We start from the raw sequence: 14,976 nt of genomic DNA on the forward strand, positions 1-14,976 counted from the left end.
CGGGCGCTGCCGCATGACAGGGGAGTCCGCCGGCATCGGGTATAGCCATTAGGCTTAAGTAGTGAACGAAACAACCGTTACCTCCGCTTCCCGTTCAGCAGCACCCGATCATGGGCTGGATATCTGGCGGGAGCTGGCAATCTCCCAGCAGCCCAGCTGGCAGGACTCCACCGTTCACCGGTCTTCTCTCGACGAGCTCTCCACGCTGCCGCCGCTTGTTTTCGCAGGTGAGGTGGATGTGTTGCGTGAGCGGCTCGCCGCCGCTGCCCAGGGTAAGGCGTTCCTCCTGCAGGGGGGCGATTGCGCGGAGACTTTCGAGGGCGCCACCGCAGACAGAATCAGCGCTCGTGTAAAGACCATCCTCCAGATGGCCGTAGTCCTCACGTACGGTGCCTCGCTTCCTGTCATCAAGATGGGACGCATGGCCGGCCAGTTCGCGAAGCCGCGTTCATCGAACGATGAAACCCGCGAAGGCGTGACCCTACCGGCATACCGCGGGGACATGGTGAACGGGTATGACTTCACGCCGGAGAGCCGTGGTCATGACGCCTCCCGGATGGTGCGGGCGTACCACACCTCCGCATCGACGCTCAATCTGATTCGCGCCTTCACCCAGGGCGGATTTGCAGACCTCCGTCTCGTCCACCACTGGAATAAGGGCTTCACTGCCAATCCGGCCCACTCGCGGTACGAATCGCTGGCGCGCGAAATTGACCGCGCCGTCCGCTTCATGGAAGCCTGCGGCGCCGATTTTGATGCCTTGACCCGCGTCGAGTTCTTCGCCAGCCATGAGGCCCTGCTGCTTGAGTATGAGCGCGCATTGACCCGCACCGACTCACGCACAGGCCTGCCTTATGACACGTCGGCACACTTCCTGTGGATCGGCGAGCGAACGAGGGATATCGACGGCGCTCACATTGATTTCCTGTCACGCGTACGCAACCCGATTGGGGTGAAGCTTGGCCCCGGTACGTCGCCGGATGATGCGTTGGCACTCATTGACAAGCTGGACCCCAACAGGGAGCCGGGCCGCCTCACGTTTATCACCCGGATGGGCGCCAAGAATATCCGCGAGAAGCTGCCCAACCTCGTGTCAAAGGTGACTGATTCCGGCGCCAAGATCCTCTGGGTAACTGATCCAATGCACGGCAACACGGTCACTTCCCCCAACGGGTACAAGACCCGCAATTTCGACGATGTCATGGATGAGGTGCGCGGTTTCTTTGAGGTACACAACGAACTCGGCACCTTCCCGGGCGGCCTTCACGTTGAGATGACCGGTGATGACGTCGCGGAGTGCCTCGGCGGAGCGGACCCGATCGATCAGGAAGCGTTCCTCGACCGCTATGAGTCCGTGTGTGATCCACGCCTGAATCACATGCAGTCCCTCGAGATGGCTTTCCTTGTGGCCGGGGCGCTGTCCCGACGCTAACCGGCGCAGCTACCTTCGCCGGTGCTTCGATCTCACGTCACGGTAATGGTGACCGTTGATCCTTCGGGATGCTCGCCCGTGAGGTCCTGGCCGGCAACGAGGCCCAGCACCGGGCGGCCGAAGGCGTAGTTCACCTTGACCGTGAACCCGGCCTCCTCCAGTGCGGCGATGGCTTCCGCCTCACGTTCGGAGAATACGTCGGGAACAGCAATGATGCGCGGGCCGTCGGAGAGAGTCAGCGTCACTGACCCGCCCGGAGGCAGCTGCCCCTCTGCCGGTGTCTGTACCAGGACGGATCCGGCCGGTACTTTGATGTCATTGACCGGCGCGGGCTCGATTAGCGGGGTCAGCCCGGCGCCCGCCAGGATGCTGACCGCTTCTTCCTCCGGCAGGCCCACAACGGAAGGAACCGAGACCGGCTCCGGTCCCCGTGAAACCGTCAGGCTCACGGGGGTGCCCGCGGGAACCTGTTCACCTGCTGCTGGAGTAGTCGCGATCACCGCGCCGTCGGCAACGGTGTCACTGAACTGCGGCGTCACTTCTCCTACTTCGAAACCGGCGGCGACCAGTGTGGCCGCCGCTGTTGCCTCAGCGAGACCGACGACCTCCGGAATCGCGAAAAGTTCCGGTCCCAGCGACACTAGGAGCTGAATCTCCTCCCAGGGCCTCACCGTAGCGGTTGCCTCCGGCTCGCTGGCTATCACAAGGCCCTCCGCGACGGAATCAGAATAGGACGGCTCCGCGCTCGAGGATAGGCCGGCCTGGGCCAGCAATGCCTGCGCTGCGCTTACTGAGCGGCTGGAAACATCGGGAACGGCCACCAGCGCGCCCGGACCCACACCGAAGAACCAGCCGGCTATTGCCGCTAGCGCTGCGAGCAGTGCGAGCAAGAGAATGAGAAAGGCATTCCTGCGCCGTGCATTGCCTGGCCGCAGCGTCTTTTCCGGGCGCTGTACGGCCCGTGCCTGCTCTTTGCGGTAGGTCTTGAAGTCCCTCGCAGCGAGCTTCTCTCGTGCGGCTGAATCCAGCTGCCGCTGCGGCATGGATCCTGCAACCGGCGTGGAGCCCAGGACTGTGGTGTGGTGGGAACTGTTTCCCAGCACAGTTGTCGGAGAGCCCGGGGCGCCGATGACCTCCGTTGGATATGGATGCGATCCCGCTACGTCTGTGGACGAGTGCGCTGCGCCGATGATCTCCGTACGTTCGGCGCCGTCGGAGGCCGCTGCTTCTTCGCCGCCTGGTGCCGAACCGGCGCGGTGGTCGCTGCCGTGGTCGAGCTCGTCATCGCTCAGGGTGGTTCGAATGTGCCGCAACTCGCCGAGGAGGGCATTGCCGTCGATAGGGCGTTCTTCGGGATCAACCGCGGTGCACCAAAGCACCAGTTCGTCGAGGTCCTCTGCCAGTCCCGGAACGATCGTGGAGGGCGCGGGAACCCGCGAGTTCACGTGCTGGAACGCAACCTGGATGGGCGCTTCACCGGAGTATGGCTGCCTGCCCGTGAGGAGCTCGAACAGGACGATGCCAGCCGAATAGATGTCGCTGCGCGCGTCCGCGGCTCCGCCTGTCACCAGCTCCGGTGGGAAGTAGGCCGCCGTGCCCACCAGCGTTCCGGTATGGGTTGCGGCCGAGACCGCACGGGCAAGACCAAAATCGGCAATCTTGATTCCACCGCGTTCGGACAGCAGGACGTTCTCCGGCTTGACATCCCTGTGAATGAGCCCGGCATCATGTGCCGCTCCCAGTCCCTCAACCACTGGATCAAGAATCGCGAGAGCCTGGCGGGGCGTCAGCCGTCCCCGTTCGGTGAGGAGGTCCCGGAGGGTCTTGCCCGGTACATACTCCATTACGAGGTAGGCGACGCTTTGCCCTGGTCCGTCTTCCACGCCCTGGTCCAGTACCCCGACCACGTGCGGGTGCGAAAGCCTGGCCGCTGACTTCGCTTCGCGCTCGAAACGCTCGAGGAAGCGCTCGTCTTCTGCGAGGTGCGGATAGAGAACCTTCAGCGCGACGTCGCGTTCCAGCCGTTCGTCGGTGGCAAGGTAGACGGTCGACATGCCGCCGCTCGCCAGCCGTGAACGAACGTGGTAGCGCCCGTCTACAACGGTGTCTACCAGTGAGTCCTTCGGCCGCTCCCGCACTCTTCGATACTAAGTGAAGCAGCGGCCGGCGCCCGCACCAACACAGGTCGGTCGGGCGCCGGCCGCTGAACCCGCAGGGGGCGGTGGTCGCCTACCGGAAGTTTTTCTGGTGCGCCTTGATCGCTGCCACATAATTCTTGGTGTCTGCGAACATGCCGTGGGTTTTCACCGAATACTGGCCCTGGTAGTAGGACGCGATCGCCGTATCCAGGTTGGGGCTGGTCCGGATCAGCGCCTTGATGATCGCCACACCGGCGGTTGCATTGTCATAGGGATCCAGCAGATTCAGCTTCCGGCCAACGAGATCGGAAGCCCATTCGCCGGACATCGGGATGACCTGCATGGCACCGATGGCGTTCGCCGGTGAGACAGCCCGCTGATTGAACCCCGACTCCTGGTAGGAGAAGGCGAGCGCAAGGCTTGGGTCTACGCCCATTTTGCGGGCAGTGTCAGCGACAATCGCTTTCATCTGGGCCTGCGAGGGAACCGGAAGGCCGTTCAGCGTGTGCTTGTTCTTATTGGCTTCCGCAACCACTGCATCCGGGTAGGTGTAGTGGAGGAAGGTCGATGGAACGAGGTCCGCCGGCTTCTGTTCCGGGGCAGCCTTGGACCCACCGGGGATCGTGAGCTTCTTTCCGGGGTAGATGATGGTGGTGGCGCTCAACTTGTTGGCGGAGAGCAGCGCGCTGAGGCTGACTCCATGCCTGCCGGCGATGCCGCCGAGCGTATCGCCGGCCTTGATCGTGTACGAGCCGCTGGCCGTTGGGGCGGACGGCTTCGGCGCTGCGGGCTTCGGACTTGTCTGAACAGCAACGCTCGACCCGCCGGTCAGCTTGATTTTCTGGCCAGGATGAATGATCGAGCTCATGGAGAGCCCGTTCGCCGAAAGGATGGATCCCAGACTCACATTGTGGCGGGCAGCGATCGCACCCAGCGTGTCACCTGGTTTCACCACATAAGTTGCTCCGGATGCCGATGCGGCGGGCTTTGGAGCTGACGGCTTGGGGGTTGTCGCCTTGGGCGCCGGCGTTGCGGATGAACCCGAGAGCTTGATCTTCTGGCCCGGGTGGATGATGGACGTCATCGACAGCCCATTTGCCGTCAGAACCGACGAGAGGCTGACACCGTGGCGGGCAGCGATTGCTCCCAGAGTATCGCCGGACTTCACTGTGTACGTTGCGGAGGACTGCTGCTTGGGCGGAGCAGTCTGCTTCACCGGAGCCTCAGATGCCGACGAACCCGCCAGCTTGATCTTCTGGCCGGGGTGGATGATGGAGTTGACCTTCAACCCGTTCGCTTTCAGGACCGCGTGCATGCTCAGCCCGTGACGGACTGCGATGCCGCTGATGGTGTCTCCCGCACGGACCACGTACGTTGTGGCGCTGCTCTGCATGGGAACAATCCGCGGTACCTGCGTTGCCACCAGGGCCGCGGGAATCATGGCGCCGGTCGCACTGGCAGCGGCCGGCATGGTCTTCAATGGCTGGTACGCGCTATGGCCTGCGGCCGGCGCGGCGGCTGCCGGTGCTGCAAGTGCAAGCGACGAAAGAACGACGGCGGGTATCGCTGCGGAAGACACTGCGATACCGATTCCACGGTTTCGGAAAGGCGTGGTGCAGGCGGCTGGCACGTTCAGCGGCGATGACGGGCGCTGGGCGGTCATGGTCTGTCCTCATCTGTAATGGCGGGCTGGGCCGCATGGCAGGGCAGGGAGCAACAGTCGATGCCGCCGTAATCCCCGAACCCCATGGTGCAGTTGATACACAAGTTGTTACTGTTACCTGTGTGACTTATGTGAATCTACACCATGGGTCGTTTACCACAACAGCTCAAAAAGTCTCAGTATTTGCGCAGTTTCGGCGCGTCGGTGATTCCATCCTGACTGCAGCTGCTGAGTGGAGTTAGGGCAGCAAGGCATGGCACGCTTAAGGGCGTGAATACACTGGAGAACCTCGTGGGCAGCTGGCTCACCCTTCCCGATGTCGCGGAAGCGCTTGATCTGTCCATCACCAAGGTTCATGGACTCATCAATGAGCGGGCGTTGGTGTCGGTTCGCGTTACTGATCGTGGAATCCGCTCAGTGCCTGCGGAATTTATCGATGATGGGCACGTCCTGGAAAGCCTCAAGGGGACGGTCGTTGTACTCGGCGACTCAGGGTTCTCGGATGAAGAGATCATTCGCTGGCTCTTCACGGAAGACGAGTCTCTGCCGGGCCGGCCGGTCGATGCGCTGAAAGCGGGGCGCAAAACCGAGATCCGCCGCCGTGCGCAATCCTCGGCGTGGTAGCCGCCCTGTTCAGGCCACTCGCGTAACGGCAGCTTCCGCAAGAACGGAGAGCGCGTCTCTGCAGGGCGGATCGAGGGGGAGTGCCTCCAGCGATTTGTAGCTGGCGCGGGCACGTTCGGCTATCAACGCCTCCACCTCGTCGCGGGCACCTGTTGCGTCAATGATGCGCTGCAGTTCCAGCACTTCGTCCTGGCTCAGGCCTTCTCGGCCAAGGCCGGCATTGAGGGTCCTGGCCTGGTCTGCGCTGCAAGCCTGCAGCGCCTTGGCAATCAGCACCGTTCGCTTTCCCTCCCGCAGGTCATCGCCGGCGGGCTTGCCGGTGAGCGCCGGGTTGCCATACACGCCCAGAAGATCGTCCCGCAGTTGGAAAGCTTCCCCGAGGGGGAGTGCAAAGCCGGAGTAGCCGGCAAGCAACGACGGCGATGCTCCCGCGAGAGCGCCCCCAATGCACAGCGGATGCTCCGTGGAGTATTTGGCGGATTTGAAGCGCACGATGCTCAGTGCCTGCTGAACTGCAACATCCGGGTGCCGATCAGGCCCGACTGCCTCTTCCAGGAGATCCAGATACTGGCCGGCCATGACTTCCGTGCGCATCCTGTTGAATATTGCGCGGGCTTCAGCGGTTCGCTTAGGTGCGGCGGTGATCGAAGCGAATGCTTCTTCGCTGAGAGACAGGCACAGGTCACCCGCGAGGATCGCAGCGCCGGTTCCGAAATGTCCGGCATCCAGATGCCAGCCGCCGTCGTCATGAAGGGTCTCGAACTGTTTGTGCACACTGGGGGCTCCGCGCCTGAGATCCGAGCGGTCAATGATGTCGTCATGAATGAGCGCAGCTGCCTGAAACAGTTCCAGGGACATGCCCGCCAGAACGACGCCGTCGTCATCCGCTGCGCCTCCGGCGCCTCGCCAGCCCCAGTAGCACAGCAGCGGACGCATCTTCTTGCCACCGGAGGCCAACCGTTCTATCGCATCGACAAGCACTGCACTGTCGGACGACACCGTTTCGAGGATGGACCGCTGCGCTGAGAGGAAGCGGGAGGTAGCTTCGGTAAGCGACTTCCTGAAGCGATCCTGCTCATCCTGCACGGGAGTGGAAAGAGCAGCGATACCGTCAGTCATAGGCTCAGTCTAGGTGCTGCCCTCCCAGGCGAAGCTGCTTCAGGTGCATCCCGCCCACCGATTCCGTGGGCGCGCAGCAGTAGGATGGTTCGCATGCCCGTCCGTTCCGACCTCGCGGGAATCGAGGACGCGGATTGCACAATCCTCCATGTGGACATGGACGCCTTCTATGTCTCAGTGGAGTTGCTTTCCCGCCCAGACCTGCAGGGCAAGGCTGTTATCGCCGGCTCGCCGTCAGGTCGGTCGGTGGTGCTGTCGGCCTCCTACGAAGCACGGCGGTTCGGGGTGCGCTCCGCGATGCCCATGGTCAACGCCCTGCGGCTCTGCCCCCATGCCGTCGTCCTCGAACCGCACCACCACCTTTATGCCGAGGTGTCGGCGTCCGTCATGGAAATCTTCGGCTCAGTCACGCCTATGGTGGAACAGCTGAGCGTCGACGAGGCTTTCCTCGACGTCGCCGGGTCGATCCGGCGACTGGGTTCACCCAGGACAATCGGCGAGCTGATCCGAACAATGATCCACCGGGAACTTGGAATAACGGCGAGCGTGGGTATTGCCTCCACAAAGTTTGTCGCGAAAATTGCTTCCACCCGCGCGAAGCCGGACGGGCTGCTGCTGATTCCAGCGGCGCGAACCGTGGAATATCTCCACACCCTTCCGGTGTCGGCGCTCTGGGGTGTCGGCGCCAAAACCCAGGAGGTTCTTGCACGGTTGGGGATCAGGACCGTGGAGGACGTCGCGCGCACTCCCGTGTCGGTCCTCCAGCGGACTCTCGGCGCCACCGGTGCCCATGTCCACCGGCTTGCCTGGGGGCAGGACCCCCGTCCGGTAACCGTCAGCAGGCAGGAGAAAAGTATCGGTGCCGAGGAAACGTTTGCATCCGATGTCGATGACGATGATCTCCTTCGGGCAGAACTGCTTCGCCTGTCGCACCGCACAGCCACGCGCCTTCGTTCCGCAGGGCTGCAGACAGGAGGGGTGTCACTGAAGGTTCGCTACGCTGACTTCTCCACCCTGACCCGGTCACGGCGCCTCCCCGAACCTGCCGACAGCGCGCATGCCTTATATGCGGCAGCGTGTCAGCTCCTGGAATCGCTGGGTGAGCGCCCGCTGAGCGTTCGGCTCATCGGAATCCGGGCGGAGCGGCTCGAAGGCGCTGCGGGCACTTCACATCAGCTGACGATCGACCGCCAGGATGACAATTGGCGCCTCGCAGAGCAGGTACTCGACAAGGTGAACGGCAAATTCGGTGCGTCGATGGTCTTGCCTGCGCGGCTGCTCAAACCGCCGTCCGGCGCGAGGGGCGGGCACCCTGCCGACGGGCAGCCAAAACGCCGGGATACCGGCGGGCAGGGGCCGGCCGGCGGGTGACTGTGGCTTTCCCTTCGGGTGATTGCAAACTATCCTTAGCAGTAGGGATCAATTAGGCGTTGACCCACTCAGATCAGCATGCTGAAGCGCATCGCGGCGGCAGCAGCCGGGAACCAGTTCACGGCTGAACTCGTTGTTGGGTTTGAGGGATTCGGTATTAGTAGCAAGGAGGCAGTGATGGCACTCTCGGAACACGAGCAGCGGCTGCTTGACCAGTTGGAACAACAGCTTCATGCCGACGATCCCAAGTTCGCCCACTCCATGGCATCAAACACCGGTCGCTCGATGTCCACGCGCCGCATCGTGCTCGGATCGCTTGTGACCGTCGCTGGCTTGGCGGTCCTGCTTTTGGGCATCTGGAATCAGTTCATCCCGGTAGGAGTGGCGGGTTTCCTCATCATGGGTGCCGGCGTGTACTACGCCACCACAAGGTCGAAGGTGGACGGCGCGGCCCCTGGTGCCGGTAAAGTCGCAAAGGCCTCCAGTTCTCCGCGTGGCAGTTTCCTCAGCAGTCTGGAAGAAAAGTGGGACGAGCGTAAACGGGACCAACCCTAAACCACCCACTTCCTCCACTTTCCCCCACAGGGCCGGCCGAAAGGCTGGTCCTGCGGCATTTAATGCGGTTCGACCCGGAACTGATCAATCGCTGACCCTGTTGCCCCCCAACTACCCTCCACTCTCCACCACACGCCAGATACCGCACAGCTACGCGGATTTCCCGGGCGAACGAATCGAGAAACGCTCGGAGGGACATTGACTGTGGAGGATTGTGGAGTAAAGTGGAGGCTATAAGAGCGTAGTGGCAGCGCTTGGCTCTCATGACGGACGGGCGGTGGCGAATGTTCCTCGGAACACACTCGCCGCGGTTGGACGAGAAGGGACGGTTGATCCTTCCGGCCAAGTTCCGCGACGAGCTGAGCGAGGGTTTGGTTCTGACCCGGGGGCAGGAGCGCTGCATCTACGTTTTTAGCCAGCGGGAGTTCGTCAAGGTCCATGAGCAGATGCGTGAGGCGCCAATCTCATCGCGTCAGTCCAGGGACTACATTCGGGTATTTCTGTCGGGTGCCTCGGATGAGGTTCCGGACAAGCAGGGCAGGGTAACCATCCCGCCAATGCTGCGGACCTACGCAGGGCTGGACCGGGAGCTCGCAGTGATCGGAGCGGGAAGCCGCGCGGAGATCTGGGATGCGACCGCCTGGAATGACTACCTCGAAGAGAAGGAAACCGCCTTCTCTGAAACAGACGAAGATGCACTGCCGGGAATTATCTGACAGCTGCGAACAAGCGAGACACAGAGCAGTACAGCAAGACCGAGTTGACCGAGGATCTTCGATGAGACCTCCAGCCGCCCAGCCGGCCGACTACCTGGATCACCTTCCCCGGAGCCAGGCAGGCGGAAGCCCGGAGCGGATGGGGATCTGATTGAAGTACCACGGCAACGGATTCACGCAGGCTCAGCCTGAACAGGACAGCAGGAAGGAGCGGGTGAATGGGGGAGGAGCGTCCCACTCAGGAGCGGCATACTCCCGTTCTGCTGGATCGGTGCATCAATCTCCTCGCTCCCGCGATCGAGGCCGCCGGTGAGGGGGCCGTCGTCGTCGATGCGACCCTCGGCATGGGTGGTCACTCCGAGGCACTGCTTCAGCGGTTCAGCGAACTTCACCTCGTGGGTATCGACCGCGACCGGCAGGCCTTGCGGCTTGCCGGAGAGCGGTTGGCACCGTATCGGAACCGCACCGACCTCGTCCATGCGGTGTACGACGAAATCCCTTCGGTCCTCGAAGACCTCGGCATCGCACGGGTCCACGGTGTGCTCTTCGATCTCGGTGTCTCGTCCCTTCAACTGGACGAGCGTGACCGCGGATTCGCCTACTCCTATGACGCCCCCCTCGACATGAGGATGGACACGAGCACCGGGCAGAGCGCCGCGGATGTCGTCAACACCTACTCCGAGGAAGAGCTGCGACGCATCATCCGTACCTGGGGCGAGGAGAAGTTCGCAGGACGGATTGCGTCCGGAATCGTCTCGGCCCGGGAGGCAAAGCCGTTCACCACGACGGGCGAGCTGGTCGAGGCAATCCGCTCCGTGGTTCCCGCGGGAGCGGCAAGGACCGGAGGTCATCCGGCGAAGCGGACCTTCCAGGCTCTGCGTATCGAGGTCAACGAAGAGCTCACCGTGCTGACGCGTGCTATTCCTGCCGCACTCGAATCGACGGACGTGTTGGGAAGAGTGGTTGTGATGTCCTACCACTCCCTTGAGGACAAGATCGTGAAAGCCGCGTTCTCCGCGGGAACGCGATCGTCCGCACCCGTCGGATTCCCGGTGGAGCTCGAGGAACACAAGCCTTACCTCAAGACATTGACCAAGGGCACGGAGGCTCCTACCGACCAGGAGATCGCTGACAACCCGCGCGCCGCATCGGCAAAGCTCAGGGCAGTGGAACGCACCAGATCCAACACAACAGACAGGAACGCGAGATGAGCCAATCAGTGCAGCAAAGGCCGTCTGTGCGTCACAGCGCTCATGCAGCGGCCGGCGCAGTAGCCGGAAACACCGCCCGCGCGCTGCAGCACCCGGCAGTGTCCAGTCCCGCGGTGCAGCCGGGACGGGAACGACGCCGGACCCCACTCTCGGTGGTCCCGGCCGCACCCACGCGTGGCCGGGTCCCATTCGCTGTGTTCTCCATGGCCGCGCTGATCGCAGCCCTGGTGGTGGTGCTCATGCTGAACATCTCCGTCTCGAGCAGCCAGTACAAACTGGTCTCGCTGCGCGGTGAAGAGGTTGCACTTGCCGAGCGGAACCAGGCGCTGACGCAGCAGCTGGAGAACCTCCGCGCACCGCAGAACCTCGCATCAGCGGCGCACGAACTCGACATGGTGGCCTCCCCGACTTTTGGGACCATTGATGTAAATTCGTTGGCAGTCACCGGAAGCCCGGAGCCAGCCAAGGAGTCGGATGCACCGCCAGTTCTCGTGCCGGCACCTGCCGTGAACGTGCCGAGCCAGGCCGCCGCGCCGACGCCTGCGAATGAGCCGGCGGAACCGTCCGCACCAGCGGAACCCGCCGTACCGGACGCGGCCGCCGCACCGGAAGCGACCGTCGACGACGGGACAATCCCCGCACCGGCGCAGATTAAGCCCGGACAGTAAGAGACCGCAGTACACCAACGCAGCGAGGAATCACGGTGGCACCAGCCGACAACCCCCAACATGAAACATTACGGGTCGCGCTCGGAGCCGCAAGGCTCAGGGTCGGACTGGCCTTTGTCCTGATTCTGCTGCTGGTCCTTGGGGTTCGCCTTTTCCAGGTCCAGGGCCTCGACCCCGACGGAATGGCGCAGGTCGGCCTGAACAAGCGACTGGTTACCCAGCAGGTGCCGGCACTGCGTGGCAGCATCCTTGATGACGAGGGCAACGAGCTGGCGCACACGGTGCAGCGCTTCGATATTGTGGTTGACCAGACGCTCAGCGGCGGTGAAACCTTCGACCGGTACAACCGGGAGACCGGTAAGCGGGTTGAGGACATCCCCATGGAGCAGGGGTTCGAGGAGCTCTCAACAATCCTTGGAGAGGACGTCGCCACGCTCAAGTCCTCCATCCTCGGAGACGCCAAGTTTGCCTTCGTTGCGCGTTCGGTGACGCCCGACATCAGGAACCAGGTGCTTGCTGTCGGGATGCCGGGAGTCTACGCCGACCCCACGACACTGCGCACGTACCCATCGGGAGCAGTAGCGGGCTCGATTCTCGGGTTCATGAGCGGTGACGGACGCGCCCTGAGTGGAATCGAACTCACCCAGGAGGAACAGCTGACGGGGACACCGGGCAGCCGCACCTTCGAGATCGGCGGTGACGGTATACGCATTCCATACGCGACCAACGAGGACGTGCCCGCACAGGATGGCCAATCGGTGCGGCTGACCATCGATCAGGACCTCCAGTACTTCGCACAGCAGACCATTGCCGCGCAGGTCGAGGACTACAACGCCGAATGGGGCAATATTGTTGTTGTGGAGGCCAAAACCGGTGCCATCAAAGCGATGGCAGAGTCAACCACGGCCGACCCCAACGACTATGCGGCGACTGCTCCTGAGTTCTGGAAGCCGCTGTCAGTCACCGCCTCCTTTGAGCCGGGTTCCACCACCAAGCTGATCACCATGGCTGCCGCGCTGGAGGAGGGGATCATCGAACCGACCAGCAGGTTCGAAACACCGCCCACCTATACCGTGGACGGGCAGACCTTCAAGGACGCGTTCGAGCACGGGACGGAAAAGCGCACAGCGGCCGGTATTTTCGCCAAGTCCATGAACACCGGAACGGTCATGATCGGTGAGCAGCTGAGCAAGCAGCAGCGCTATGACTGGCTGCGAAAGTTCGGCATCGGCGAACCGCTCAATGTGGGGCTCAACGGCGAGACGGCAGGGATCCTCCCGACGCCGGACTCGTGGGATGAACGCCAGCAGTACACCGTCCTCTTCGGTCAGGGACTCGCGCAGACCGCATTGCACACCGCCATGGTGTACCAGGCCGTCGCCAACGACGGCGTCCGACTGCAGCCCCGCCTCATCGACGCCTACATCGATGCAGACGGCACCGAGCACGTCGTTCCGCAGGCAGAGGGTACAAGGGTGGTGTCCCAAGAGACGGCGGATCAGCTTCACACCATGCTGGAAACCGTCACGGTGGAAGGGTCCGGAGCTTCTGGAGCACTCGAGCAGTACCGGGTGGGCTCCAAGACGGGTACCGCTGAAGCGCCCAGTCCACAGGGCGGCTATGACGGCTACACTCTCTCCTACGCCGGAATGGCCCCGATGGAGGACCCGCAGTACATTGTCGTCGTCACCCTTCAGCGGCCTCAGGGTGACCTGTACTATCTGGTTCCGGGGGAGTCCTTCCAAAAGGTCATGAAGTATGTTCTGAACTCGAACAACATCCCACCCTCGACCGGTAAGCCCGAGACTTACCCGGTCAAGTACTGAACCGCGTAAGCAGGCCCCAACGTGTCCACAAATAAAGAGTCCGCTGCGCTCATGCGTCCGGACGCCGTCGTCCCCCGCACCATGGATGAGGTGCTTGCCGAGCTCCCGTCGGAGCTCGCCCGCGTGCAGCTCGTAACCGGACCCCACGACGGCGGTGCGCCCGCTTCGATCACGGGCGTCACCATTGATTCCCGGGAAGTTCGTGCCGGCGACCTCTACATTGCACTGCCGGGCACGGGTCGCCATGGGGCTGACTTCACCGGTCAAGCCGTTGCGGCCGGAGCCACGGCAGTGCTCACGGATGACCAGGGAGTGGCTGTCGCCGAGCCGGCGCTGAGCGGCTCGAGGATTCCGCTGTACCGGGCAGCACCGGTGCGGGATTACGTCGGACCACTTGCCGCCGTCGTTTTCAATAGCCAGCCGGCCGGCAGCCGTCCCGTGCTCTATGGGGTGACCGGCACCAATGGGAAGACCACCACGACCTACTTCCTGACTGCACTGGAGTCGGCGCTCGGCAGGAGTACCGGACTGATCGGAACCATCGAGATCCGGGTAGGGGAAACGGTTATCCCGTCCATCCTCACTACGCCCGAATCTCCGCAGGTGCACGGCATCCTGGCGCTGATGAGGGAGCGGGGTATCGAAGCTGCTGCCATGGAGGTTTCCTCGCATGCCATTGAGTACCGTCGTGTCGACGGAGTGCACTTTGACGTTGCGGGCTTCACCAATCTGACCCAGGACCATCTGGATCTCCACGGAAGCATGGAAGAGTACTTCGCCGCGAAGGCTGCCCTGTTCCGGCCGAACCGGACCCGCCGCGCCGTCGTCCTGATCGACGATCCCTGGGGGCGCCGCATCGCGGACCAAGCCGGCGTCGAGACGCTTACGGTGTCGGTGACCGGTGCGTCGGAGGCGGATTGGAACGTCTCGGAGATACAGCGCACCGGCCTCGGACATACCTTCACACTCATTGGTCCGCAGAGACAGCAGTTGCGGCTTCGCTGCGGCCTCCCCGGCACCTTCAACGTAGCCAACGCCGCTCTGGCTGCGGTGATGGTTCTGGCTTCGGGCGTTGAGGCGGATACGCTCCAGCGGGCTGCGGACGCGCACGATCCGTTCACCACCCAGGTACCCGGCCGCATGCAGCTTATTGCTGAGCGTCCTGCTGCCATTGTTGACTTCGCACACAATCCCGACGCGTTGGAGCTTACGCTCGACTCGGTGCGCGTGCCGGACGCCGGCTCCCGTGTGATCGTGGTTTTCGGCGCTACCGGGCAGAGGGACGTCTCGAAGCGCCCGATCATGGGCGCCACGGCAGCCAGGCGGGCCGACGTCGTGATCATCACGGATGACGATCCCCATGATGAGGACGCGGCCAGCATCCGTGCGGACGTGCTTGAGGGTGCTCGCGTTGCACGGGACGGCGAGAACCTGTCGTGCGAAATCATTGAGGTGTTCCCGCGTGCTGCGGCTATTGATCGAGCGGTGGCTCTTGCCCGGCAAGGCGATGTGGTCCTTGTCGCCGGGCGTGGCCATGAGGTGTGGCAGGAGGTCAAGGGCGTGAATCTTCCACTCGATGACCGGGTTGAGCTGGCGGCCGCATTGACACGGCACGGATTCTCTGCGCTTTCCGGCAACAGGATAGAGTCCTAG

General features: G+C 63.1%; 12 protein-coding genes. 9 read left to right on the forward strand and 3 right to left on the reverse strand.

The annotated features are described in order from the left end of the window. Positions 1–61: 61 nt before the first annotated feature. A complete protein-coding gene (locus AC1MBU_RS08900) occupies positions 62–1,432 on the forward strand; it encodes a class II 3-deoxy-7-phosphoheptulonate synthase (RefSeq protein ID WP_479787012.1) in 1,371 nt (456 codons plus the stop codon). Between the two features lie 32 nt (positions 1,433–1,464). On the opposite strand, the gene pknB is transcribed toward AC1MBU_RS08900, so the two are convergent. After that, a complete protein-coding gene (gene pknB, locus AC1MBU_RS08905; protein WP_277357831.1) occupies positions 1,465–3,570 on the reverse strand; it encodes a Stk1 family PASTA domain-containing Ser/Thr kinase in 2,106 nt (701 codons plus the stop codon). 91 nt (positions 3,571–3,661) lie between these two features. Next, on the reverse strand, positions 3,662–5,233 hold the full coding sequence (locus AC1MBU_RS08910) for a LysM peptidoglycan-binding domain-containing protein (protein ID WP_479787013.1): 1,572 nt from the start codon (positions 5,231–5,233) through the stop codon (positions 3,662–3,664). 270 nt (positions 5,234–5,503) lie between these two features. Here AC1MBU_RS08910 and AC1MBU_RS08915 point away from each other — a divergent pair, with 270 nt between their 5' ends. Continuing rightward, on the forward strand, positions 5,504–5,857 hold the full coding sequence (locus AC1MBU_RS08915; RefSeq protein ID WP_056547110.1) for an Rv2175c family DNA-binding protein: 354 nt from the start codon (positions 5,504–5,506) through the stop codon (positions 5,855–5,857). Between the two features lie 9 nt (positions 5,858–5,866). Here the strand turns inward: AC1MBU_RS08915 and AC1MBU_RS08920 are convergent, their stop codons facing one another. Beyond that, positions 5,867–6,976 (reverse strand): polyprenyl synthetase family protein, encoded by a 1,110-nt coding sequence (locus AC1MBU_RS08920; protein ID WP_346028375.1) that lies wholly within the window; start codon positions 6,974–6,976, stop codon positions 5,867–5,869. A gap of 93 nt (positions 6,977–7,069) precedes the next feature. On the opposite strand from AC1MBU_RS08920, the gene dinB reads away from it, so the two are divergent. The 7 genes from dinB (at position 7,070) to AC1MBU_RS08955 (ending at position 14,976) form a co-directional block, all read left to right on the forward strand. Continuing rightward, positions 7,070–8,347 (forward strand): DNA polymerase IV, encoded by a 1,278-nt coding sequence (gene dinB / locus AC1MBU_RS08925; protein WP_471673313.1) that lies wholly within the window; start codon positions 7,070–7,072, stop codon positions 8,345–8,347. A 177-nt stretch (positions 8,348–8,524) separates the two neighbouring features. Further along, entirely contained in the window at positions 8,525–8,902 is a 378-nt protein-coding gene (locus AC1MBU_RS08930; protein ID WP_277357858.1) for a DUF3040 domain-containing protein, read from the forward strand. A gap of 284 nt (positions 8,903–9,186) precedes the next feature. Then, a complete protein-coding gene (gene mraZ, locus AC1MBU_RS08935; RefSeq protein WP_056547768.1) occupies positions 9,187–9,618 on the forward strand; it encodes a division/cell wall cluster transcriptional repressor MraZ in 432 nt (143 codons plus the stop codon). Between the two features lie 218 nt (positions 9,619–9,836). Continuing rightward, positions 9,837–10,829 carry a 16S rRNA (cytosine(1402)-N(4))-methyltransferase RsmH gene (rsmH, locus tag AC1MBU_RS08940; protein ID WP_346028373.1) on the forward strand — a complete coding sequence of 331 codons (993 nt, stop codon included), beginning with the start codon at positions 9,837–9,839 and terminating at the stop codon, positions 10,827–10,829. Beyond that, positions 10,826–11,497: a cell division protein FtsL gene (gene ftsL / locus AC1MBU_RS08945; protein WP_479787015.1), complete on the forward strand. Its 672-nt coding sequence runs from the start codon at positions 10,826–10,828 to the stop codon at positions 11,495–11,497. The genes rsmH and ftsL overlap by 4 nt, the downstream gene beginning before the upstream one ends. A gap of 35 nt (positions 11,498–11,532) precedes the next feature. Further along, positions 11,533–13,323 carry a peptidoglycan D,D-transpeptidase FtsI family protein gene (locus AC1MBU_RS08950; RefSeq protein WP_479787017.1) on the forward strand — a complete coding sequence of 597 codons (1,791 nt, stop codon included), beginning with the start codon at positions 11,533–11,535 and terminating at the stop codon, positions 13,321–13,323. Between the two features lie 51 nt (positions 13,324–13,374). Continuing rightward, positions 13,375–14,976 (forward strand): UDP-N-acetylmuramoyl-L-alanyl-D-glutamate--2,6-diaminopimelate ligase, encoded by a 1,602-nt coding sequence (locus tag AC1MBU_RS08955; protein WP_277357857.1) that lies wholly within the window; start codon positions 13,375–13,377, stop codon positions 14,974–14,976.

The organism is Arthrobacter sp. PTI12, from assembly GCF_056679915.1.

Coding starts and splice junctions, on each gene's coding strand:
- AC1MBU_RS08910 (WP_479787013.1), bottom strand. CDS start 5,233: ATGACCGCCCAGCGCCCGTCATCGCCGCTGAACGTGCCAGCCGCCTGC.
- AC1MBU_RS08920 (WP_346028375.1), bottom strand. CDS start 6,976: ATGACTGACGGTATCGCTGCTCTTTCCACTCCCGTGCAGGATGAGCAG.
- dinB (WP_471673313.1), top strand. CDS start 7,070: ATGCCCGTCCGTTCCGACCTCGCGGGAATCGAGGACGCGGATTGCACA.
- AC1MBU_RS08930 (WP_277357858.1), top strand. CDS start 8,525: ATGGCACTCTCGGAACACGAGCAGCGGCTGCTTGACCAGTTGGAACAA.
- mraZ (WP_056547768.1), top strand. CDS start 9,187: ATGTTCCTCGGAACACACTCGCCGCGGTTGGACGAGAAGGGACGGTTG.
- rsmH (WP_346028373.1), top strand. CDS start 9,837: ATGGGGGAGGAGCGTCCCACTCAGGAGCGGCATACTCCCGTTCTGCTG.
- ftsL (WP_479787015.1), top strand. CDS start 10,826: ATGAGCCAATCAGTGCAGCAAAGGCCGTCTGTGCGTCACAGCGCTCAT.
- AC1MBU_RS08955 (WP_277357857.1), top strand. CDS start 13,375: ATGCGTCCGGACGCCGTCGTCCCCCGCACCATGGATGAGGTGCTTGCC.